The sequence below is a fragment of the Curvibacter lanceolatus ATCC 14669 genome (genome assembly GCF_000381265.1).
In the GTDB taxonomy this organism is placed as follows: Bacteria; Pseudomonadota; Gammaproteobacteria; order Burkholderiales; family Burkholderiaceae_C; genus Curvibacter; species Curvibacter lanceolatus.
In genome coordinates, this window is sequence record NZ_KB906253.1 from 93,253 (window position 1) to 115,230 (window position 21,978).

Genomic DNA, 21,978 nt, shown 5'->3' on the forward strand with positions numbered 1-21,978 from the left:
TTCCCGCATGCGGCCCCGCGTTTCGCCACCTGACCCGGGCTTGTGCCCATCCGCTCCATGATCGATTCCCTCAAGACCTTTCTCGCCGTGGCCAGCAGTGGCAACTTTTCTGAGGTAGCGCGCCAGCAGGACGTGGCGGTGTCCTCGGTCACCCGCAAGGTGGATGCCCTGGAGGCCGAGCTGGGCACGCCGCTGTTCCACCGCAGCTCGCGCCGCATCCACCTGACGGACGCGGGTGAGCAGTTTGTGCCACGCGCCCGCACCATCCTCAGCGAGATCGCCGCCGCCCGCGACGCGCTGCACCAGCTGGACGACCTGCCTCGTGGCCCGCTGACGGTGGCCGCACCCACCGTGTTCGGGCGCCGGCACGTGGTGCCTGCGGTGGCCAGCTTCGTGCACCAGTACCCCGGCGTGGAGGTGGATCTGCACCTCAGCGACCAGGTGATCGACCTGGCCGAGCAGGGCGTGGATGTGGCCATCCGCATCGGCGTGTTGCCCGACAGCGATCTGCAAGCCACGCTGCTGGCGCCGGTGCGCCTCGTCACCTGCGCCAGCCCGGCCTACCTGGCGCGGGCCGGGCGGCCGGCATCGCCCATGGACCTGCTGCAGCACGAATGCATCAGCGTGGCCACGCCGCCGGCGCCGTCCTTCATCTGGCGCTACGCAGGCGTCAACCGCAACCAGCCGCTGGCGGTGCGCGGGCGCTTTCGCACCGACGACAAGGACGGGATGCTGCAGGCCGCGCTGGGCGGCCTGGGCGTGCTGCACATCGCCACCTGGGTGGTCAGCGATCACCTGCGCGACGGCAACCTGGTGGCGCTGTTCCCACACGAGCTGACAGCGCCCCCGGCCGACGGCCTGCCCGGCATCCACGCCGTGCGCGCCCCCGGCCGGGGCCGCACACAGCGGGCCAGACTGTTCATGGCCCATTTGCGGGCTGCCATCGGTGAGCCGGCGTGGTGGGATCAGGTGCCGGCGGCCGCGCCCGAGGCCATCCCGGCCTGACAGGCGCTATTCACGTGTGAAAGTGGGGCCAGAACGGCCCGGGCGGGTCGCCCCGGGCGCTCAGTTGCCCTGCCCCTGGGGCTTCAGGTAGAGCTTGTTGGCGCGCGTCAGGTGGGCGCGCATGGCCTCGGCGGCGGCCTCGGGCTGGTGCTGGGCGATGGCGTCCACGATGCGGTCGTGCTCGGCCAGCGTCAGGTCTTCCACCCCCGGGGCACGCACCATGGCCTGGTAGTACTCGCCGGCCCAGCGGAACAGCGCCTCGACGATGGAAGGAAAGATCGGGTTGCCACTGACCGTGGCCAGCTCGCGGTGGAAGTGCATGTCCAGCTCGATGAACTTCTCCAGGTCGTTCAGCGAGGCGCGGTGGCGTGCCACGGCCAGGCGCAGCCGGGCGATGTCTTCCTCGGTGGCGCGTTCGGCGGCCAGACGGGCCATGCCGGTCTCCAGAAACAGCCGGGCATCCTTCAGGTGCTCCAGCGAATCGGGCTGGCTGCGCAGCAGGTGCATGGCACCGCCCGCGATCTGCCCGATCAGCCGGTCTGCCGTCGGCACCACCACACGGGCGCGCTCGCCATGCGCAATCTCCACGATGCCTGAGCGCTCCAGGGCCTGCAGGGCCTCGCGCACCGCGGGGCGGCCGACACCGTACTCCTCCATCAGCTCGCGTTCGGACGGCAACTGGCCGCCCGGTGGGATGTCGCCCGAACGGATGCGCGCCATCAGGCGATCAAAAACCTCCTGGAACAGTTTGCGGCGCTGGATCGGTTCGGTCATGGAGGGCGGGCTCGGTGTCAGGGGCGGGGCGAAATGGGCGATTTTCGATTATGGCCCGGCCGGCGCCTCGCTCCGCGGCCCCGGTGCAGCCCCTCCCAGGCCAGGGCGATGGCCTCCGTGAAAACCCCAGTGCGTGGTTTTTTCATTCAATGGTCTACTCATCACACCAGTTCATCACACCAGATAGAAATGGCCTTGCACCCCGCAGGGTGTGGCCCCCAACAACGAGGAGACTTCGTGAACAGTTCTGTCCAAACCGTTGAGCAAAGCGCCATCCGCAAGGTGTCGTGGCGGCTCGTGCCCTTTGTGGCCTTGATGTTTTTCATCAATTTCCTGGATCGCACCGCGATCTCATTCGCCGGCCCGAACGGCATGAGCAAGGACCTGGCGCTGTCGGCAGCGCAGTTCGGCATGGCCGCGGGCATCTTTTTTGTGGGCTACATCGTGTTGGAGATCCCCAGCAACCTGGCGCTGCACAAATACGGCGCCCGGCGCTGGCTGTCGCGCATCATGGTGAGCTGGGGCGTGGTGGCCCTGCTGTTCACCTGGGTGAGCAACGTCGAGGGCCTGTACACGCTGCGCTTTTTGTTGGGCGTGGCCGAGGCGGGCTTTTTCCCGGGCGCCATCCTGTTCCTCAGCCAGTGGGTGCCGGCGCGCTACCGCAGCCACATCCTGGGCCTGTTCTACCTGGCCCAGCCCCTCACCACGGTGATCGGCGCACCGCTGGCGGCGCTGCTGATCGAGGCCCATGGCCTGTTCGGCCTGGCCGGTTGGCGCATCATGTTCTTTGGCGTGGCCGTGCCGGCCATCGTGGTCGGCTTCATCGCCTGGTTCTACCTGGCCGACAAGCCCAGCGACGCCCGCTGGCTCAGCGCCGAAGAGCAGCGCTGGCTGACCGATGAACTGGCCCAGGAGGCCCGCCAAAAGGCCAAGACACCTGGCGCCCATCCGGGCCTGGCCTTGCGCGACAGCCGGGTGTGGCTGTTCAGCCTGGTGTACTTCGGCTTCATCTACGGCCTGTATGCCCTGGCGTTCTTCCTGCCCACGGTGATCGGCGGTTTCGAAGCCCAGTTCGGCAGCAAATTCAACGTGTTCCAGAAGGGCCTGATCACGGCCATCCCCTACCTGCCAGCGGCCGTGGCCCTGTACCTGGCGACGCAACATGCCACCCGCCACGGGGTGTCGCGCTGGCATGTCGGGCTGCCCGCCTTCATCGGGGCGGCCAGCATCCCCTGCGCCTTGTACATGCAGTCGCCGGTGACCACGGTGGCGGTGATCACCGTCACGGCCTGCGCCATTTTTGCCGCACTGCCCAACTTCTGGTCGCTGCCGGCCCGCTTCCTCAGCGGTGCCGGTGCCGCCACCGGGCTGGCCCTGATCAACACCGTGGGCAACCTGGCCGGCTTTGCCGCCCCCTTCATCACCGGCGCGCTGAAAGACAGCAGCGGCGGCTACCAGCTGCCCATGTTCGTGGTGGGCGCGCTGATGGCGCTGGCCGGTGTGCTGGTGCTCAAGGTGGCCCACGCCCCCATGCCCCGCGCCGCGGCGCTGGCCTGACCTGAGCTGAGCTGAGCTGAGCTGACCCCCTGCTGCGCGCTGCGCAGCCTTTTCTGCAAGGGCCCGAAGCCGGGCCTATCCACTTCAAGGAGAACTCCACATGAACCCCAAAATTGCCTTGTTTGGCGCCGGCGGCAAGATGGGCGTGCGCCTGTCCAAGAACCTGCTCAACTCACGTTTTCGCGTGGCCCACGTCGAGCCCGGCGCGGCCGGCCAGCAACGCCTGCGCGATGAACTGGGCCTGTCGGTGGTCAGCACCGAAGAAGCGCTGCAGGACGTGGACGTGGTCATCCTGGCCGTGCCCGACACCCTGATCGGCAAGATCTCGCACCAGATCGAACCCCTGCTCAAGCCCGGCACCATGGTGATGGTGCTCGACGCCGCCGCCCCCTTTGCCGGCCACCTGCCGCAACGGGCTGATCTGACCTATTTCGTGGCCCACCCCTGCCACCCGCCCATCTACAACAACGAGACCAGCGAAGCCGCGCGCAAGGATTACTTTGGCGGCGGCTTTGCCAAGCAGTCGATCACCAGCGCGCTGATGCAGGGCCCCGAGTCGGCCTTTGATCTGGGCGAAGAACTGGCCAAGACCATCTACGCCCCCATCCTCAACTCGTACCGCCTGACCGTGGACCAGATGGCCCTGCTGGAGCCTGGCCTGTCGGAGACCGTCTGCGCCACCCTGCTCGACGTGATGCGCGAAGCCATGGACGAAACCGTGCGCCGCGGTGTGCCGGCCGAGTGCGCACGCGACTTTCTGCTGGGCCACATGAACATCCTGGCCGCGGTGATCTTCAAGGAGATCCCGGGCGCTTTCTCGGATGCGTGCAACAAGGCCATCACCTTCGGCAAGCCCCGCCTGATGCGCGACGACTGGATCAAGGTCTTCGAGCGCGAAGAAATCGCTGAAAGCATCCGCCGCATCACCTGAGCAAGGCCACTCTCCATGGAACGCATACACGCCACCTATTGGCTGGAGACGGGCGACGACCCGGCCCATGCCGCCGAGGTGATTGCTGGCGAGCAGTCCAGCGGCACCTTTGTGGCCTTGCCCACCGAAACGCCTGAGCTCAAGGCCCGGGCCGGTGCCCGGGTCGAGCGCCTGCAGATCCTCGACAGCAGCCCCGTGCCGAGCCTGCCCACGCCCGGCCCCGCGACCAACGGGCGCTACACGCGGGCATTGTTGGAGCTGTCGTGGCCGCTGGCCAACCTGGGCCCCTGCCTGCCCACCTTGATGGCCACCATCGCCGGCAACCTGTACGAGCTGCGCTGCGTCACCGGCCTGCGCCTGATCGATCTGCAACTGCCCCCGGCCTTTGCCCAGGCCTACCCTGGCCCGGCCTTTGGCGTGGCCGGCACGCGCCGGCTCAGCGGTGTGCACAGCGGGCCCTTGATCGGCACCATCATCAAGCCCAGCGTGGGCCTGAGCGTGCAGCAGACGGCCGAGCAGGTGCAACTGCTGGTGGACGGCGGCATCGACTTCATCAAGGACGACGAGCTGCAGGCTGACGGCCCGGCCTGCCCCTTCGACGAGCGCGTGAAGGCCGTCATGCGCGTGGTGCGGGCCGCAGCCGACAGACTGGGCCGCATGCCAATGGTGGCTTTCAACCTGACCGGCAATCTGGACCAGATGAAGCGCCGCCACGACCTGGTGCTGGCCGAGGGCGGCAGCTGCGTGATGGCCTGCCTGAACTCGATCGGCCTGGTCGGCATGACCGAGCTGCGCCGCCATGCCCAGTTGCCCATCCACGCCCACCGCGCCGGCTGGGGCTACCTGAGCCGGTCGCCGCAACTGGGGTTTGACTACGCACCCTGGCAGAAGCTGTGGCGCCTGGCCGGGGCCGACCACCTGCACGTGAACGGCCTGCGCAACAAGTTCAGCGAAGCCGACGACAGCGTGATGGCGGCGGCACGCGCCGTGCTGGCCCCGGTGATGGACAGCGCCGCCATGACGGCCATGCCGGTCTTCAGCTCGGGTCAGACCGGCCTGCAGGCCCACGACACCTTTGCCGGTCTGGGCAGTGCCGACCTGATCCACACCGCCGGTGGCGGCATCTTCGGCCACCCCGGCGGTGTGGCCGCAGGGGTGCAATCGTTTCGCGATGCCTGGCAGGCGGCGCAAGAGGGCATTGAACTGGAGCGGGCCGCCCAGGATTCACCGGCCCTGGCCCAGGCCCTGGGGTTCTGGCGATGAGCGCGGCTGAAGACACCCTGGCCGACGGCCTGCTGCTGGCATATTACGGCGACGACTTCACAGGCTCCACCGATGCCATGGAGGCCATGACTGCCGCGGGCGTGCCCACCGTGCTCTTTCTGCAGCCCCCCACGCCCGAGGCGCTGCAGCGCTTCCCGGGCGTGCGCTGCGTGGGCCTGGCGGGCTCGTCGCGCGGCCGCAGCCCCGAGTGGATGGCCGCCCACCTGCCGCAGGCCTTTGCCAGTCTGAAGGCGCTGGGCGCGCCCATCCTGCATTACAAGGTGTGCTCCACCTTTGACTCATCGCCCGCCATCGGCTCCATCGGCTGCGCCATCGAGATCGGGCTGCAGCACATGGGCGGCGACTGGAGCCCCACCGTGGTGGGCGCGCCCCGGCTGCGCCGCTACCAGGTGTTCGGCCACCTGTTCGCCGCCGTGGACGGCGTGGGCTACCGGCTGGACCGCCACCCCACCATGTTGCGCCACCCGGTCACGCCCATGGGCGAGTCCGATCTGCGCCGCCACCTGGCCGCACAGACCCCGCGCCGCACCGGCCTGGTCGATATGGTGCAGCTGAAGGTTGGCGATGCCCAGGCGCAGCTCACCGTCTGCCGCCAGGCTGAAGCCGGGGCCCCCATCGTGTTCATCGACGTGATGGACGATGAGACGCTGCTCGAAGCCGGCCGCCTGGTCTGGACGCAGCGCGGCGGTGGGCTGTTCAGCGCTTCCTCTTCGGGTCTCAGCTATGCCCTCACCGCCTATTGGCGCAGCCAGGGCTGGCTGCCCGCCAACGCTGGCCTGCCCGCGGCCACCCCCGTGCCCATGATCGCGGCGGTGAGCGGCAGTTGCTCGCCCGTCTCGGCCGGCCAGATCCGCTGGGCGCGGGCCCATGGCTTTGCCACCGAGCGGCTGGACATCGCAGCCTGCCTGCTGCCCGACCGGCGCGAGGCCGAACTGCAGCGCTTGCTGGCGCAGGCCGGCAGCGCGCTGTCGGCCGGGCGCAGCGCCCTGGTCTTCAGCGCCGAGGGCCCGGACGACCCGGCGGTGCAGGCCTTTGACCAGCACGCCGCCCGGGCCGGCCTGAGCCGCACCGAGGCGGCCCGTGCGGTGGGCGCCTGCCTGGCCGAGATCATGCGGCGCCTGCTCGACCAGCACCCCCTGCAGCGCGTGGTGGTGGCCGGTGGTGACAGTTCGGGCGAGGTGGCCAGCGTGCTGGGCATCGAAGCCCTCACCGTGCTGGCCCGCGTCACGCCCGGCGCCCCGCTGTGCCGGGCTTGGTCCGCCAACCCCCGCCGCGACGGGCTGGAGCTGATCCTCAAGGGCGGCCAGATGGGCGGCGAGGCCTTTTACGGCCAGGCCTTGCAGGGCGGCTGAAGCGAGAGGGGGGCAGGGTGTCCGTGGTGGCCAACAGGCCGGGTATATTGGCCGCTCCAAGACAGACCACCCCCCTCGCTCAACCCCATGATCACCTGCCACCTGCGCTACGTCATCGACCCCACCCAGCTCAAGACCTTCGAGCACTACGGCAAGCTCTGGATCGCCCTGGTGAACCGCCTGGGCGGCATTCACCACGGCTACCTGCTGCCCTCAGAAGGCGCCAACAACATCGCCCTGGCCTCGTTCTCCTTCCCCTCGCTGGCCGCCTACGAGGCCTACCGCATCCGCTCCCAGACCGACCCAGAATGCCAGGCCGCCTTCAAGCTGGCCGACGACACGCGCTGCATCCTCAGCTATGAGCGCAGCTTCTTTCGGCCGGTGTTTGAGTAGATCGGCGACCTTCGGTCGGCGTGTTCAGCGGGCGGTGCAGTTTGGCGAGACTGCTACTCGGCGAAGACGCCAAAGGCGCCGCAGCTTGGGCCAGGAGGAGTTCATCAAGTGATGCGTCTTGGCAGGAAAACGCTCTGATAAGTCACCTCATGACGGAAAAGCTACTCACGGGTAGAGCAGGCAATACCAACCTGCTATTCCAGACTGGTATTCAATTCAGCGCGTTCAGCGCGTTCAGCGCTTTGCCGCTCGCCCATCCTGCTCCCGCAGCCATTGCGCCAGATCCGCCATCAATTGCCAGCCCGTGGGCGACAGCCGCGTGAAGTGCAGGCAGGCGTGGATGGCGCCGGGGTAGTGCTGGTGGCGCACCGGCACGCCGGCCTGGCGCAGGCGGCTGCCCAGGGCCACGCCCTCGTCGCACAGAGGGTCGTGGCCCAGGGTGGCCAACCAGGTGGCGGGCAGGCCTTCGAAGCCGGTGGAGCCGAGCAGGTCCACCTCGGGGTGGCCGCGGTGCGCCGGGTCACTGCCCAGGTAGGCCTGGTTGAACCAGTCCATGGCCGAGCGGGTGAGGAACTTGCCTTGCCCGTGTTCGCGCTGCGAGGCGCTCTGGGTGTCGGGGTGGGCGGCCACCGGGTAGATCAGGCCCAGGGCCCGGATGCCCTGGCCTTGCAGGCGGCGGGCGGCCACCAGGCTCAGCTGGGCCCCGGCGCTGTCGCCGGCCAGGGCGAGCGGGCCGGGCTGGCCGCCCAGCGATTCGGCATGCGCCTGCAGCCAACGCACGGTGGCCTCCACATCGTCGGGTGCGGCCGGGAAGGGGTGCTCCGGCGCCAGCCGGTAGTCCACCGCCACCACCAGGGTGTCGGCCATCTGGCACAGGGTGCGGCACACGGCGTCATGGGTGTCCAGATCGCCCATCAGAAAGCCGCCGCCGTGCACGTACAGCAGCGTGGGCCAGGGGCCCTGGCTCGGTGGGGTGTACACGCGCAGCGTCAGCGTGCTGGCGGGGCCGGCGATGCTCAGGTCGCGCACCGAGGCCACGGCCGGTGGGTCCTGGCTCAGCTCGGCACTGATCTGTCGGTACATCTGGCGCGCCTGGGCGGGCGTCAAGCGCTCGATGGGCGGGGCGCCGGCGGCAGCGGCCTGCTGCAGGAAGGCGGCAAAGCCGGGCTCCAGCGGGGCTTTTGCAAGGGTCGCCTGCGCTGTGTTTTGGGCCTGAAGGTCGGTGTTCATGTGCAGTCTCCGGGTTGGGGGTCATTCGCTCAGGGCGAAGGGGCTTGGGGTGGTGGCTGAGGCCGCTTGGGCCGGCGGCGAGGTCGATGCTGTTGGGGCCACGTCGGTGGCCTTGGCGGCCGTGCGCAGCAGGAAATGGCTCAGTGCGGGCAGCAGCGTCAGGGCGCCGACCATGTTCCATAGGAACATGAAGGCCAGCAGCAGCCCCATGTCGGCCTGGAACTTGATGGGCGAGAACACCCAGGTGCCCACGGCCAGGGCCAGGGTGATGCCGGTCAGCATCACCACCCGCCCGGTGAACTGCAGGGCGTGCCGGTAGGCCGTGGCCAGGCTGTCGCCCTGGCGTTGGCGCGCCAGGATGATGCTGAGCACGTACAGCGCATAGTCCACCCCGATGCCCACGCCCAGCGCGATCACGGGCAGGGTGGCCACCTTCACGCCGATGCCCAGCCCCACCATCAGGGCCTCGCACAGCACCGAGGTCAGCACCAGCGGCAGCACCGCCACCACCACCGCACGCCACGAGCGGAAGGTGACCCAGCACAGGGCAATCACCGCGGCATACACCCACAGCAGCATCTCGCGGTTGGCCTGCTCCACCACGATGTTGGTGGCGGCTGCAATGCCGGCGCTGCCCGCGGCCAGCTCGAAGCGGATGGCCTCGTTGTTGTGGGTGGCTGCATAGGCTTCGACCGCCTTCACCACCCGGGCCAGGGTGTCGGCCTTGTGGTCCTTGAGGTACACGTACAGGGCCAGGAAGGAGCAGCTCTGGTTGAACAGCTCGCGCGGCGCGCGCGTCTGTACGCCGCCCAGGGCGCCGTCGTTGGCCAGCAGGTCCAGCCATTTGAAGTTGCCCTCGTTGTAGCCCACCATGGCCATGCGCGACAGGCCCGCCATCGACTGGGTGGCTTCCACGCCGGGCAGCTGCTCCAGTTGCCAGGCCAGCGCATCCATCGGGGCCAGGGCGGCATAGCTGGTGCAGCGGTCGGGTGGGGTGATGGCCATCACGGTCAGGATGTCGGTGCTGGCGCCGTAGTGGCTGATCAGGTAGGCGTTGTCCTGGTTGTAGCGTGATTCGGGGCGCAGCTCCGAGGCGCCGGGGTCCAGGTCGCCTATCTTCAGCTCTCGGCTCACCAGGGCGCCCGCGCCGGCCAGCACAGCCGCCACCACCAGCGTGCCCAGGGCCCAGCGGGGTTCGGTGAAGCGGGCCAGCAAGGCCCACAGGCCGGCGCCGCTGCTCTTGCCATCGCCCTGGCCGCTGTCCTGGCGCAGGCTGCGGGCCGCGGCCGCCGGGGCCACTCCGGTGTAGGACAGCAGCACCGGCAGCAACACCAGGTTGGTGAAGATCAGCACGGCCACACCCAGGCTGGCGATCACCGCCAGGTCCTGGATCACCTCGATGCGGATGAGCATCAGCACGGCAAAGCCCACGGCGTCGCACAGCAACGCCGTCATGCCGGCCATGAACAGGCGCCTGAAGGTGTAGCGCGCCGCCACCTCGCGGTGGGTGCCGCGCCCGATGTCCTGCATGATGCCGTTCATCTTCTGCGCGCCGTGGCTCATGCCGATGGCAAACACCAGAAAGGGCACCAGCACCGAGTAGGGGTCGAGTGCATAGCCCAGCAGCGTCAGCAGCCCGAACTGCCACACCACCGCCACCACCGAGCAGGCCACCACCAGCGCCGTGCTGCGCAGGCAGCGGGTGTAGGCCAGCAGAATGCCGCTGCAGATCAGCAAGGCCAGCACAAAGAAGGCCAGCACCTGGACCAGGCCCTCGATCAGATCGCCCACCACCTTGGCAAAGCCGGTGATGCGCACCTGCAGGTGCTCGTTGCTGTGCCGATCGCGCAGGGCCTCCAGCTCGCGCGACAGGGCGCCGTAGTCCAGCGGTGCGCCGGTCTCGGGGTGGCGCTCCAGCAGGGGGATCAGCACGCTGCTGGAGCGGAAATCCGCCGCCACCAGCTGCCCGATCTCGCCCGATCGCTCCACGTTGGCGCGCAGTTCGGCCAGGCTGGCGGCACTGCCGTCGTAGCTGTCGGGGATCACCGGTCCGCCGTCCAGGCCGTCTTCGGTCACGGCCACCCAGCGGGTGTTGGAGGTCCACAGCGACTTCATGAAAGGCCGGTCCACGCCGGGGATCAGGAACACCTCGTCGTTGATCTTCTGCAGGGCGTCCAGGTAGGCCTTGTCAAAGATCGTGCCCTGGCGTGCTTCCAGCACCAGGCGCAAGGTGTTGCCCTGGCCGGCCAGGTCGGCCCGGTGCGCCAGGTAGTTGGCAATGTAGGGGTGCGAGGTCGGGATGGTCTTTTCGAAGCTGGCGTTCAGGGGCAGGCGCAGCGCCTGCCAGCCCAGCAACAGGGTCAGCAGCAGGCACAGCCCCAGCACCCAGGGCCGGTGGTTGAAGACGCTGCGCTCCAGCCAGGAGCCTGAGCGGGTGTCGAAGTCTTCCAGCCGTGCGGCCACGGGATGGGGGTCTGAAGAGGTGTCGGTGTGCATGGGTGAAGGCACCGCCACGGCGGTGGAGGGAGGTCTGTGAAGGAGGGCGGCAGTTCAACTGAGGCGCGGTGGGCCCAGGCGGCGCATGCCGCGCAGGCTGGAGGCGACCAGCGAGCCGTCCGCCGCCAGGGCCAGGCCGGTGAGCGGCAGGGGCTCGCCGGGTGCGGCGCGCAGCTCGGGCTCGGGGCCCTGGCCCAGGCGCAACTCGCCGGCCTGGCTGCCCACCATGAAGCGCTCACCGCCCAGCGCCACGCCGGCCCCCAGGCTGGTGTTCAGGCCGCTGTTCAGGCGCTGCCAATGTCGCCCTCCGTCGATCGACTGGTAGGCCGAGCCGCGCAGGCCGTAGGCCACCACGCTGTGGCCTGCGTTGCGCAGCAGGCCGAAGAAGCTGCCCTTGTACGGCGCAGGCACCGCCTCGAAAGCCTGGGCGCCGAAGGCCTCGCCGCGCAGCACCAGGCCTTGCTCGCCCACCACCACCAGCGTGGTGCCCAAAGCGCGCAGCCCGTAAAGGTGCAGCTTGCCCGGGTTGGGCAGGCGCAGGCCCTGGCTGTGCCAATGGCGGCCCCCATCGTCGGTGCTGAACAGCATGTTGTAGGCCCCCACGGCAAAGCCGTGCTGCTCGTCCAGAAACTCCAGGTCGAAGAAGGGCTTGTCGGCCCCTTCGGCCACCGCCTGGCGCGCGTCGTTCAAGGCCCCCTCCTGGCCCGCGGCCATGGCCGCGGCCAGCTGGGATTGGGCTGCCGCCTGGCCGTCGAACTGGCGCTGCCAGTGTTCGCCACCGTCTGCGGTGTGCAGGATCACCCCGGCGTGGCCGGCGGCCCAGCCCAGGCTGGCGCTGGCAAAGCACACGCAGGTGAGGGTGCATTGCACCGGCACCTGGGCCTGGCGCCATTGCTGGCCATGGTCGTCCGACAGCAGCACGATGCCGCGCTCGCCCACCGCCACCAGCCGGGGGCCCGCACGGGTCACGGCCAGCATGGCCGCGCCCTGGGCCTTGGGGCTGATCAGGGCCGGCTGGCCCAGCACGGCCGGCATGCTGGGGGCCGGCGTTGTCTGGGCGGCCCAGTTGCTGCGGCTCGCCCATCCGCCCAGGCCGGCCAGGCCTGCCAGGCCGAGCAGGGCGCTGCGCCGGCGCCACACAGGGGGTTGATCCTGTATGCCCTGCCGTGTCATCGCGACCCCTCGTTGGACAAGGCTTCGGGGCTGAAGAACGAGCGCGGGATGGTGGGCTTCACCTCGTACTGGCGCGGCAGCTCGTTGGACGCCATGTTCAGGTAGTAGGCGCCGGTCTGCAGGTCATAGCCGCCCCACATCACCACATTGGTCACGGCGGGGATGTCGGGCGCCGTCAGCATCAGCGAGTAGTTGGTGTGCCACAGCTGGCCCTTGGCGTCCCAGCCGTCGAACAGCACGATCTGCCAGCTGTCCTCGTCCAGGTAATAGCGGCGCTTGGGGATCACATGGCGCTTGCCGCTGGCCAGCGTGGCCTCCACCTCCCACACGCGGTGCAGCTCCCAGCGCACCTGGGCCGGGTTCAGCGTGTGCGGGGTGACCAGCTCATCTATCTTGGCGCTGGCGGCGCGGTTGTTGTTGTAGGGGATGTACAGCTCTTTCTTGCCCACCAGCTTGAGCTCGTGCTTGTCGATCGGGCCGAACAGCGTGAAGGCCTCATCGAACAGCCCGATGCCCGAGGTGACCGAGTCGGGCGTGTCGTAGGCCACCGAAGGGGCCTTGCGCACCCGCCGTTGCCCCACCAGGTATTGCCACAGGCCGCGCGGCGCCGCGTCCGACACGCCGTCCAGCGCCAGGATGGCCTCGCCCGCCTTGGAGCCCGGGGCGTCCACCACCAGCTTGCCGTACTGGTAGTAGCCATCGAACTTCTCCAGGCTGCCCGCCGGGTCGTAATAGGCCTGGCGCAGCGTCTGCACGCCGCCCGAGGCCATGCTGCGCTGGCCGTCGCCCGTCACCACCCAGACCCGCATCGGCATGCTGAAGTTGCCGCCGCGCCAGGCCAGGCGCTGGTTCCAGATGGCCTCGTAGCCGTCTTTCGGGATCGGGAAGGGGATGCCGCCGTAGGCCCCCTCAACGCCGTAGCCGCCCTCGATGGTCTTGGCCCGGGTGGCGTTGCGCAAGGTGTTGTCATACACCCATTGCGGGGCTGCCGCGCTGCGGTGGCTGGGGTAGACCTCGATGCTGAAATCGGGGTACTTCTTCATCAGGGCCTGCACGCCGTCGCTCAGGCGCTCGGCATGGGCCGCCATGTTCTTGGCATTGATGGTGAGGGTGGGCTTTTCACCGGCAAAGGGGTCGGGCCGGGGGCTGCCGTTCTTGTAGCCCGCCGGGGCCTGGGTCAGGCCGCCGGTCCAGGCCGGAATGCTGTTGTCCTTGTTGCCGGCCTTCTCGGCGCCCAGCGGGGTGAGCCGGCCTTTGAGCTGGGCGGCCTCGTCGGCGCTGACGGCGGCCTGGGCCGCGGGGCTGGCCAGCAGCAGGCTGACGGCCAGTGTGGTGGCAAAAGTGGTGGCCAAAGTGAAGGTGTTGGCGCCCAGGGGGCGTTGTGGCTTGTTCATGGGGTGTGTCTCCGTGGGGGTGTTCAGAAGGTGCGCGAGGCGCTGAAGGCGAGGTAGCTGCGGTCGCGCAGCGTCTGGCCGAAGGACAACATCCGGGTGCCCAGGGGGTCGGGCACGGTCAAGGTGTTGGCCGAGCCGAAATAGGTCATCAGGTTCAGCGACAGGTTCCAGCCGTCCTGGAACTTGCCTTTCACCCCGATGCTCAGGTCGCCCACCTTGCTGCCGCCGCCGGCAAAATTGACCACCGCCGAGGAGCGGCCGGCCAAGTTGTAGCCCAGCCCCACCGGGAACGACAGGTCCAGCCCCGGGCGCACCTGGTAGTACTGGGGCTCGAAGATCATGCGCAGGGCCGCCGCGTCGCGCGTGGTGTTGGGGTCCAGGCCGCCAAAGCCGCGGGCGCTGGGGTTGTTGAGCACGCTCAGGGTGCGGTTCCAGGCCACCTCGCCCAGCAGGGCGCCGCCGTCCCACCAGGCCGACTTGCTCAGCACATAGATGCCCGACAGGTTCAGGTGGGCGGTGTTGCCGGTGGCATAGCAGGGGTTGCCGGCGTCGCCGCTGCATTGGCTGGACGGCATGAAGGGCGCACCCCCCAGCACGGCCGGGTCGCTGGCCAGCGGGGCGTTGTGGCGCCATGAGCCCTCCAGCGCCCAGTTGAGCTGCCCGATGGACGAGGTGACGCTGGCCCCCAGGGTCTCGATGCCCTTGGCATAGGTGTTGTGCACATTGCCATTGATCAGGTCGAACACCGGTACCGCCGGGGTCTTGTCGTGGTAGCGCGCGGCATAAAAGCCATACTCGAAGGCGCTGCCCTCGGGTGACCAGCGCAACTGGGCCCCGAACTGGCCGCTGTTGCCGGGCGTCTGGTTCTTGCTGTTGTCGGTGTTGAGCACCGGCGGCAGCGGCGCGCCAAAGTACACCGGCCCGCCGCCGATGTAGTTCTGGTTGGAGAAGTAGCTGCCCACGCCCGGGATCAGGCTGGGCCGCCATTTCCATTGGTAGTAGGCGCCCAGGGTCAGTTGGTCGCTCAGGCTCACGGTGCCCGACACCTGCTCGACCGGCAGCAGCACCTCCTTGAACTGCCAGTTGGGCACCGACAGGATCTTGCCGATGTCGATTGGGCCCTGGGCACCGGCGATGCCGTTCTGCCCGAAGAACAGGGTCTCGCCGTACTGCACCGAGTGCTTGCCCACGCGCAGCGTCGCCGGGCGCTCACCCAGCGAGCCCTTGAGGTAGACAAAGGCATCCAGCAGCTGGTTGTTCTTGCCCACGCTGCTGCTCACGGCCGGGTTCACGCCGGCGGCGGTGTTGGTGCCGGTGTTGCCCAGAAAGCGCGAGTCGTTCCAGGCCGCATCGCTCACGCGCAGGCCCCAGTTGCCGCGGCTGTAGTCGAACTCGGTCAGCAGGTCGAAGCGGCTGCTCACGAAGCCCTTCTTGAAGTTCAGGTCGCCGGCGTTCTCATTGACCACGCCGCCGTCACCGCGGGCGGCGGGCGAGGTGAGCACGGCCGAGGGGTTCTGCAGGCGGTAGGCCGTGCTGTACTTGGGCGTGAAGTCGAGTCGGATGCGGGTGTCGGGGTCGTCCGATTTCAGTTCGATGGCCTGCGCGGACAGGGCGCAACACAGGGCGCTGGCCAGGGCCAGGGCGCGCGGCCTCGGCAGGTGGGCTTGTCGGGTCATGGTTTGTCTCCTCGTGGGTTGGAATCAAGGGCGTGCCGTTCGAGCGGCACGTCACCGCTGGGGGGCGCCTGCGACCAGGTGCCGGGCTGTCACAGATAGGTCGAGGCCAGCCCTCCATCCACCGGCAGGTTCACGCCGCTGACCCAGCGGGCCGCGTCGCTGCACAGCCAGGTGATGACGCTGGCCACCTCGTCGGCATAGGCCGGGCGGGCCATGCGGTGGGCGTCGCGCTGCACGCGCTCCTCGCCCAGCATGGCCACGAAGTCGCCCAGGATGGGCGTGAACACGGGGCCCGGAGCCACGCAGTTCATGCGCACGCCACGCTGCAGAAACCAGGGCTGCGACTGCACGGCGTTCCACACGATCAGGGCCTCCTTGAAGTACTGGTAGCAGGTGTCGGCGGGCACCGGGTGCTCGGCCAGCCATTGCGCACCGGCTTCAAAGCCGGCCGTGGCGGCCAGGGCCTTGTGGGCCGCCAGGCGCTGCGGCCATTCGGCCCCCAGAATCGACGCCACATTGACGATGGCCCCCCCGGCGGGCAGGCGCTCCAGCAGCTGTGTGCTCAGGTGGCGCAGGCCCAGGTAATTGACCCGGGCCACCACATCGGGCGGGGCCGTACCCGGCACGCCGGCGATGTTGCACAAGGCGTCGATGTGCTGCGGCAGGCGGGCCACGGCCTCGTCGATGGTGGCCGGGCTGCTCAGATCGGCCTTCACAAAGCCGTCCAGCGTCAGGCTGGGTTCGTTGCGGTCCACACCGATCACGCGGGCGCCCTGAAATCGGGCCAGGCGTGCCACTTCGGCGCCGATGCCGGAGGCGGTGCCGGTCACGACAATGGTTTTTCCTTGCAGGCTCATGGTTTTCCTTGGAGAGAAGAAACGGGTCAACAGAAACGGTGGAGGGGAGCGGCCCCTGGCCGGGGCCGCCGGGGGCTCAGAACGGGTAGGTGGGCGCGGTGTCCTGCACCGTCAGCCATTGCCACTGGGTGTATTCCTCCCAGTCGGCCGGGCCGCACACGCTGCTGCCATTGCCCGCGATGCCGGGGCCACCGAAGGGGTTGACGCAGTCGTCGTTCACGGTCTGGTCGTTGATGTGGACCATGCCGGACTTGAGCTGCCGGCCCACGGCCAGGGCGCGTCCCACCGAGCGCGAGATCACCGCCGAGGCCAGGCTGCCCTGGTGCTGGTTGGCCAGGGCCACGGCCTCTTCGTCGCTGCGGTAGGTCACGATGTTGGCCACCGGGCCGAAGGTCTCTTCGTCGAACACGGGTTGGCCCGGGCGCACGCCGCTGAGCACCGTGGGCTGGTAGAACAGGCCGTCAAAGCTGCCCCCGGCCTCCAGTTGGGCGCCGGCCGCCACGCTGGCCTGCACCAGGGCGTGCACGCGGTCGCGCTGGCGCGCATCGATCAGCGGGCCCAGGGCCACCTGGCCACTGGCGCCATTGCCCACGGGCAGGTGGCGCGCCTTGAGCACCAGGCGCTTGGTGAACTCGGCAGCCATGCTCTCGTGCACCAGGATGCGGTTGGACGCCATGCAGATCTGCCCCTGGTGGAAGTACGCACCCCAGGCGGCGTTGCTGGCCGCCACGTCCAGGTCGGCGTCGTCGAGGATCAGCAGCGAATTGCTGCCACCCAGCTCCAGCGTCACCTTCTTCAGGTGGCGGCCGGCCAACTCGCCGATGCGCCGGCCCACCGCGGGCGAGCCGGTGAAGGCGATCATGGGCACGCGCGGGTCGGTGACCAGGGCTTCGCCCACATCCGCGTCACCCGGCAGCACCTGCAGCAGGCCTGGCGGCAGGCCGGCCTCTTCGAGCACCCGGGCGATCATCAGCCCGCCCGACACGGGGGTGCGGGTGTCGGGCTTCACGATCACCGCGTTGCCGGTGGCCAGCGCGGGTGCCACTGCGCGCAGCGTCAGGATCACTGGAAAGTTGAAGGGCGAGATCACGCCCACCACGCCGCGGGGCACGCGGCGCGCCAGGCTCATGCGGCCCGGCGTGCTGGGCAGCACCTGGCCTTGCGACTGCAGCGGCATGCTGGCTGCCAGGTGGCACAGCACAGCCGCCTCGCGGATCTCGTGCTGGCCCTTGGGCAGGATGCCCCCGGTCTCGCGGGCCACATGCAGGGCCAGCTCGTTGTGGCGCTGGCTGAACAAGTTGCCCGCGCGGCGCAGGATCTCGGACTTTTCACGCGGGCTCACTTGGGCCCATTGGGCCTGGGCTTGCTCGGCGCGCTGGGCGGCGGCAGCCACATCGGCGGGGGTGGCCAGGTTCACGCTCCACAGGGTCTCGCCGGTGGCGGGCTCGCGCACCTCGCGTGTACCGCCCCCCAGTGCTGGGGGTGTGGCGGGGTTGAAGTTGTAGGGCTCGGCGGTTCTGACGGCGCTCATGGGCGGATGTCCTCTGGAAGCGTTTGAAACGGGTTGAAAGGTCTTGGATGAAACTCGCCACCTCTGCGGTGGTGTGCCTGTTCATCGCAAACGCCAGACCAGCCCGGCCCGAAAGGCGCGATTGCTGCGCTGCACACAGGCGGTTTTTCGCTCGCAGACTCCGGACAATCCCTAGTGCCGATTGCTGCTGTGCAGCAGTCGAAATGTCTCGACTTTTTTTGTCCAAATGGTTACAAAAAGAAATCAAATTTTTGATCAAAAGATCAAACCGCCGAGCACAGGCAGGAGACAAGTCATGAAGACGGGCGAACGCATTTCACTGGCCGACCTGGCCCGCAGCTCAGGTGCCGGCCTGGGCCGCTTTGACCCCGGGGCGGTGCAGCAGGCCTTGGGCGGCTTTGCCACGGCGCGCATCAGCAGCGACGCCTCGCCCACCGTCAACGACATCAGCGAATGCCTGTTCTTTTCACCCGGCGACGGCCGCATCTGGCTGCAGGACCAGCGCATGGTGCTGCTGCACACCGAGGCCCTGGGCTCGCTGCGGCGCGAAATGGTGGACAGCCTGGGGCTGGAGCGCGTGCGCGGCCTGTTCACCCGGGCCGGCTATGTGAGCGGGGCGCGCGACGCGACCCTGGTGCGGCGCCAGTGGCCCGATGCCGAACCGCCCGCCGCCGCCGTGGCCGGCACCCGGTTGCACGCGCTGGAGGGCATGGTCAAGGTCGAGGTGGTCGATGCGGCCTTCGACCCCGAGCGTGGCAGCTACGAGGGCGAATTCCTGTGGCACCACTCCAGCGAGGACGACGAGCACATCGCGGCCTATGGCATCGGCGGCTCACCGGCCTGCTGGATGCAGGTGGGCTATGCCACGGGCTATGTGAGCACCCTGTTCGGGCGCCTGATCGTGTTCCGCGAGGTCGAATGCCGCTCCATGGGGGCCGCGCACTGCCGCGTGATTGGCAAGAGCGCCGATCTGTGGGACGACGTGGAGGAAGACATGCGCTACCTCAACGCGCGCGATTTCGTCGACACCGCGGCCTACGACCGCGCGCCGCCCCAGGCCGCGCGCCCGGCCTCGCCCGAGCCGCACCCCAGCGACGCCATGGTGGGGGCCTCGTCGGCCTTCAACGCCGCCTGCCACCACCTGAGCCGGGTGGCGCGCACCACCGCCACGGTGCTGTTCACCGGCGAGTCGGGCGTGGGCAAGGAGAAGTTCGCCCAGATGCTGCACCGCATCAGCCCGCGCAAGAGTGCACCCTTTGTGGCGGTCAATTGCGCGGCCATTCCCGAGACCCTGATCGAGACCGAGCTGTTCGGCGTGGAGCGCGGCGCCTACACCGGCGCCAGCCAGTCGCGGCCGGGCCGCTTCGAGCGCGCCAGTGGCGGCACGCTGTTCCTCGACGAGATCGGCACGCTGAGCTTTGTGGCCCAGGGCAAGCTGCTGCGGGCCCTGCAGGAGGGCGAGGTGGAGCGCGTGGGCGGCAGCCGTGCCGTGAAGGTGGATGTTCGCGTGGTGGCCGCCACCAATGAGGACCTGCGCGAGGCGGTGCGTGCCGGGCGCTTTCGCGAAGACCTGTTTTTTCGCCTGAATGTGTTCCCCATCCACCTGCCGCCGCTGCGCGACCGGCGCGATGACATCCCGCTGCTGATGAACCACTTTTTGCAGCACTACCGGCACAAGCACCAGGGGCAGGCCAAGGGCTTCACCCAGGCCGCCGTGCGGGCCCTGCTGGGCTACGACTTTCCGGGCAACATCCGCGAGCTGCAGAACCTGGTGGAGCGCGCGGTGATCCTGGCCGAGGACACCGACCTGATCGATACCCACCACCTGTTCATGGGCGGCGAGGTGCAGAAGCAGGGCTTTCTGACGCTGGATGTGCATGGCGCACCCGGGCGGCTGATGGCGCAGGGTGGGGCGATACCGCCGCTGTCTTCACCAGCGCAGCCCTTGTCGCACCTGCCTCGTGATGCGGAGCCGACGCCCCCGGCCCCGGCGCCTTCGCTGGCCGGCGGTGGCCGGGCCATCCATCTGGCGCTGGACCAGGCCGAGCGCGAGCTGCTGAAAGACGCGCTGGCCCGCTGCGGCGGCAACTACTCGGCGGCGGCCCGCCTGCTCAAGATCAGCCGGGCCAAGCTGGCTTACCGGGCCCGCAAACATCAGCTTTGACCAGCTTTGACCGGCTCTGAGCCGCTCCACGTCAGGCCCTGCAGCTTGCAGGGCCGCCGCCTCACAGGTCCAGCACCAGGCGCGCCGACAGCGAGCGCGAACAGCAGGGCAGGAACTGCTGGTTGGCGGCCTTCTCCTCTGCGCTCAGGTAGGCGTCGCGGTGGTCGGGCTGGCCGGCCAGCACGGGTGTCAGGCAGGTGCCACACACGCCTTGCAGGCAGGCCGTCATCAGCGGCACGCCGGCCTCGGTGAGGGCGTCGGCCGCGCTGCAGTCGGGGGCCACCCACACCGTCTTGCCGCTGCGCGCCAGTTCGATCTCGAAGCCAGTGTCGCCCGCCTGGGCCTGCACGCTGGCACCGAAGTACTCGTAGTGCAGCTGCTCCTCGGGCCAGCGCGCGCCGCGCGCCGCGGCCAGGGTGGCCTCGATGAAGCCCTGCGGGCCGCACACGTACACATGGTTGCCAGGCTCGGGCTGTGCCAGCAGGGCGCCCAGGTCGAGCCGCTGCTCGGGGGGGCCGTCGTCAAAGTGGTGATGCACCTGGGCGGCCAGGTCGGGCTCGGCCAGGCGCTCCAGGTAGGCGGCCTGGGCGCGTGAGCGGGCGGCGTAGTGCAGGCTGAAACTGGCACCGCTGCCCTGCTGGGCCGGGCTGGCCAGGTGCTGGGCCATGCTCAGCAGCGGCGTGATGCCGATGCCCCCGGCCAGCAGCAGGTGGTGGCGCGCCGCCGGGGCCAACTCGAAGTGGTTGCGCGGGCCGCGCACCTGCAGGGTCTGCCCCGGCTGCACGGCTTCGTGCACGGCCCGCGAGCCGCCGCGCGACTGCGGATCGAGCAGAACGCCCAGGCGGTACAGCTGGCTTTCGGCCGGCGCATTGACCAGCGAGTATTGGCGCACCAGGCCCTCGGCCAGGTGCAGCTCCAGGTGGGCCCCGGGGCTGAAGGGCGGCAGGGTCTGGCCCGGCAGGGCCTCCAGCTCCAGGGTGCAGATGCGCTCGGTGGCCGCCTGTTTGCGCGCCACGCGCAGGGTCAGCAGGGGCTCGTTCATGCGCCGGCACCGGCCTGCTCGGCGGCCATGATGCGGTCCAGGATCTTGCGCGCCTGCACGCCGCCGGCATCGATGTTGAGCATCAGCAGCTTGCGGTCGGGCCATTGCAGCAGGTTCTGCTGCTGGCGCTCCAGCATCTCCTGGTCTTCGGCAAAGATGCCGCCCTGGCCTTGGCGGATCTGGGCGGTGAGTTCGGCGTCCTGCGGCTTGAAGTGGCGCGCCATGCCCCAGAAGTACCAGATCGAGGTCTCGGTCTCGGGCGTGATGAAGTCCACCACGATGCTGGAGGCCTTGACTGCGTCGGGGGCGTCGTAGCCGCCGTGGCCGGCCAGGGCCACCCCCACCTCGATCAGCACGTGGCTCGGCGGGGTGAAGTGGCAGATCTGCCAGCGGTCCACCGGCTGGTCGTCGGGCAGGCCGTTCATGCGCAGCGCCATCTGCCAGAAGGGCGGCGGCTGAATGCCTTCCATGAAGCGGCTGGTGATCACCTCTTCGCCCTCCACCCGGGTGCGGCAGGGGGTTTCGTCGATCTCCTTCTGGCCGATGCTGGTGCTGTGCACATAGGTCTCGTGCGTCAGGTCCATCAGGTTGTCGATCATCAGGCGGTAGTCGCAGCCGATGTGGTACAGGCCGCCGCCATAGGCCCATTCGGGGCTGACGGCCCACTCCAGGTGCGGGATCAGAGCCGGGTCGGCCTTGGCGGCATCGCCGGGCCAGACCCAGATGAAGCCATAGCGCTCTACCACCGGGAAGGGGCGCACCCCCGGGAAGGCGTGCACACGCTGGCCGGGCATGGCCACCGTCTTGCCATCGCAGCCCATCTCCAGGCCGTGGTAGCCGCACACCAGCTTGCCCTCGCACACCTTGCCCAGCGACAGCGGGGCACCCCGGTGCGGGCAAAAATCCTCCAGCGCCACCGCGCGTTGTTCGGGGCCGCGGTAAAACACCATGCGGTGCCCGCAGATCATGCGGCCCAGGGGTTTGTCGCTGATCTCGTCGGGCGTGCAGGCCACATACCAGGTATCTTGAGGGAACATCGCTTGTCTCTTTCTCAGGTGGGTTGGATTTATTGGATCCAATTCTAGAAAATAATGGCTGAAAATACAAAAGAAATCTTGA

At 69.0% G+C, this 21,978-nt stretch carries 17 protein-coding genes; 7 read left to right on the forward strand and 10 right to left on the reverse strand.

The annotated features are described in order from the left end of the window. Window positions 1–57 precede the first annotated feature (57 nt). On the forward strand, window positions 58–1,005 hold the full coding sequence (locus F624_RS0100465) for a LysR family transcriptional regulator (RefSeq protein ID WP_019572276.1): 948 nt from the start codon (window positions 58–60) through the stop codon (window positions 1,003–1,005). A 60-nt stretch (window positions 1,006–1,065) separates the two neighbouring features. Here the strand turns inward: F624_RS0100465 and F624_RS0100470 are convergent, their stop codons facing one another. After that, window positions 1,066–1,779: a transcriptional regulator NanR gene (locus F624_RS0100470; protein ID WP_019572277.1), complete on the reverse strand. Its 714-nt coding sequence runs from the start codon at window positions 1,777–1,779 to the stop codon at window positions 1,066–1,068. A gap of 237 nt (window positions 1,780–2,016) precedes the next feature. Here F624_RS0100470 and F624_RS0100475 point away from each other — a divergent pair, with 237 nt between their 5' ends. From F624_RS0100475 to F624_RS0100495, 5 genes are all read left to right on the forward strand, one after another. Beyond that, complete coding sequence (locus tag F624_RS0100475) at window positions 2,017–3,336, forward strand: MFS transporter (RefSeq protein WP_043425174.1); 1,320 nt, start codon at window positions 2,017–2,019, stop codon at window positions 3,334–3,336. Window positions 3,337–3,436: 100 nt separating this feature from the next. Then, window positions 3,437–4,267: a phosphogluconate dehydrogenase C-terminal domain-containing protein gene (locus F624_RS0100480; protein ID WP_019572279.1), complete on the forward strand. Its 831-nt coding sequence runs from the start codon at window positions 3,437–3,439 to the stop codon at window positions 4,265–4,267. A 15-nt stretch (window positions 4,268–4,282) separates the two neighbouring features. Next, the gene (locus F624_RS0100485; protein WP_019572280.1) at window positions 4,283–5,530 is read left to right on the forward strand and encodes a ribulose-bisphosphate carboxylase large subunit family protein; all 1,248 of its coding nucleotides are present in this window, start codon (window positions 4,283–4,285) and stop codon (window positions 5,528–5,530) included. Continuing rightward, window positions 5,527–6,903: a 3-oxo-isoapionate kinase OiaK gene (oiaK, locus tag F624_RS0100490; RefSeq protein ID WP_019572281.1), complete on the forward strand. Its 1,377-nt coding sequence runs from the start codon at window positions 5,527–5,529 to the stop codon at window positions 6,901–6,903. The genes F624_RS0100485 and oiaK overlap by 4 nt, the downstream gene beginning before the upstream one ends. 87 nt (window positions 6,904–6,990) lie before the next feature. Continuing rightward, window positions 6,991–7,296, forward strand: coding sequence for an NIPSNAP family protein (locus tag F624_RS0100495; protein ID WP_019572282.1), 306 nt, complete (start codon window positions 6,991–6,993; stop codon window positions 7,294–7,296). Between the two features lie 234 nt (window positions 7,297–7,530). Here F624_RS0100495 and F624_RS31995 read toward each other — a convergent pair whose 3' ends face one another. From F624_RS31995 to F624_RS0100530, 7 genes are all read right to left on the reverse strand, one after another. Continuing rightward, window positions 7,531–8,526: an alpha/beta hydrolase gene (locus F624_RS31995; protein WP_019572283.1), complete on the reverse strand. Its 996-nt coding sequence runs from the start codon at window positions 8,524–8,526 to the stop codon at window positions 7,531–7,533. A gap of 21 nt (window positions 8,527–8,547) precedes the next feature. Then, complete coding sequence (locus F624_RS0100505; protein ID WP_019572284.1) at window positions 8,548–11,022, reverse strand: efflux RND transporter permease subunit; 2,475 nt, start codon at window positions 11,020–11,022, stop codon at window positions 8,548–8,550. A gap of 54 nt (window positions 11,023–11,076) precedes the next feature. Further along, the gene (locus F624_RS0100510; RefSeq protein WP_245573526.1) at window positions 11,077–12,162 is read right to left on the reverse strand and encodes a YCF48-related protein; all 1,086 of its coding nucleotides are present in this window, start codon (window positions 12,160–12,162) and stop codon (window positions 11,077–11,079) included. 29 nt (window positions 12,163–12,191) lie between these two features. Continuing rightward, window positions 12,192–13,589: a DUF1329 domain-containing protein gene (locus tag F624_RS0100515; protein ID WP_019572286.1), complete on the reverse strand. Its 1,398-nt coding sequence runs from the start codon at window positions 13,587–13,589 to the stop codon at window positions 12,192–12,194. 23 nt (window positions 13,590–13,612) lie between these two features. Continuing rightward, window positions 13,613–15,265, reverse strand: a complete 1,653-nt coding sequence (locus F624_RS0100520; protein ID WP_019572287.1) for a DUF1302 domain-containing protein — start codon at window positions 15,263–15,265, stop codon at window positions 13,613–13,615. Window positions 15,266–15,354: 89 nt separating this feature from the next. Next, window positions 15,355–16,122, reverse strand: coding sequence for a coniferyl-alcohol dehydrogenase (locus F624_RS0100525; RefSeq protein ID WP_019572288.1), 768 nt, complete (start codon window positions 16,120–16,122; stop codon window positions 15,355–15,357). 76 nt (window positions 16,123–16,198) lie between these two features. Then, entirely contained in the window at window positions 16,199–17,653 is a 1,455-nt protein-coding gene (locus F624_RS0100530; RefSeq protein ID WP_019572289.1) for a benzaldehyde dehydrogenase, read from the reverse strand. 295 nt (window positions 17,654–17,948) lie between these two features. Between F624_RS0100530 and F624_RS0100535 the strand changes: the two genes are divergently transcribed. Continuing rightward, a complete protein-coding gene (locus tag F624_RS0100535; protein WP_019572290.1) occupies window positions 17,949–19,817 on the forward strand; it encodes a sigma-54-dependent Fis family transcriptional regulator in 1,869 nt (622 codons plus the stop codon). Between the two features lie 61 nt (window positions 19,818–19,878). Here the strand turns inward: F624_RS0100535 and F624_RS0100540 are convergent, their stop codons facing one another. Next, the gene (locus tag F624_RS0100540) at window positions 19,879–20,859 is read right to left on the reverse strand and encodes a PDR/VanB family oxidoreductase (protein WP_019572291.1); all 981 of its coding nucleotides are present in this window, start codon (window positions 20,857–20,859) and stop codon (window positions 19,879–19,881) included. Then, complete coding sequence (locus F624_RS0100545; RefSeq protein ID WP_019572292.1) at window positions 20,856–21,896, reverse strand: aromatic ring-hydroxylating oxygenase subunit alpha; 1,041 nt, start codon at window positions 21,894–21,896, stop codon at window positions 20,856–20,858. Before F624_RS0100545 ends, F624_RS0100540 begins: the two co-directional genes overlap by 4 nt. Window positions 21,897–21,978 lie beyond the last annotated feature (82 nt).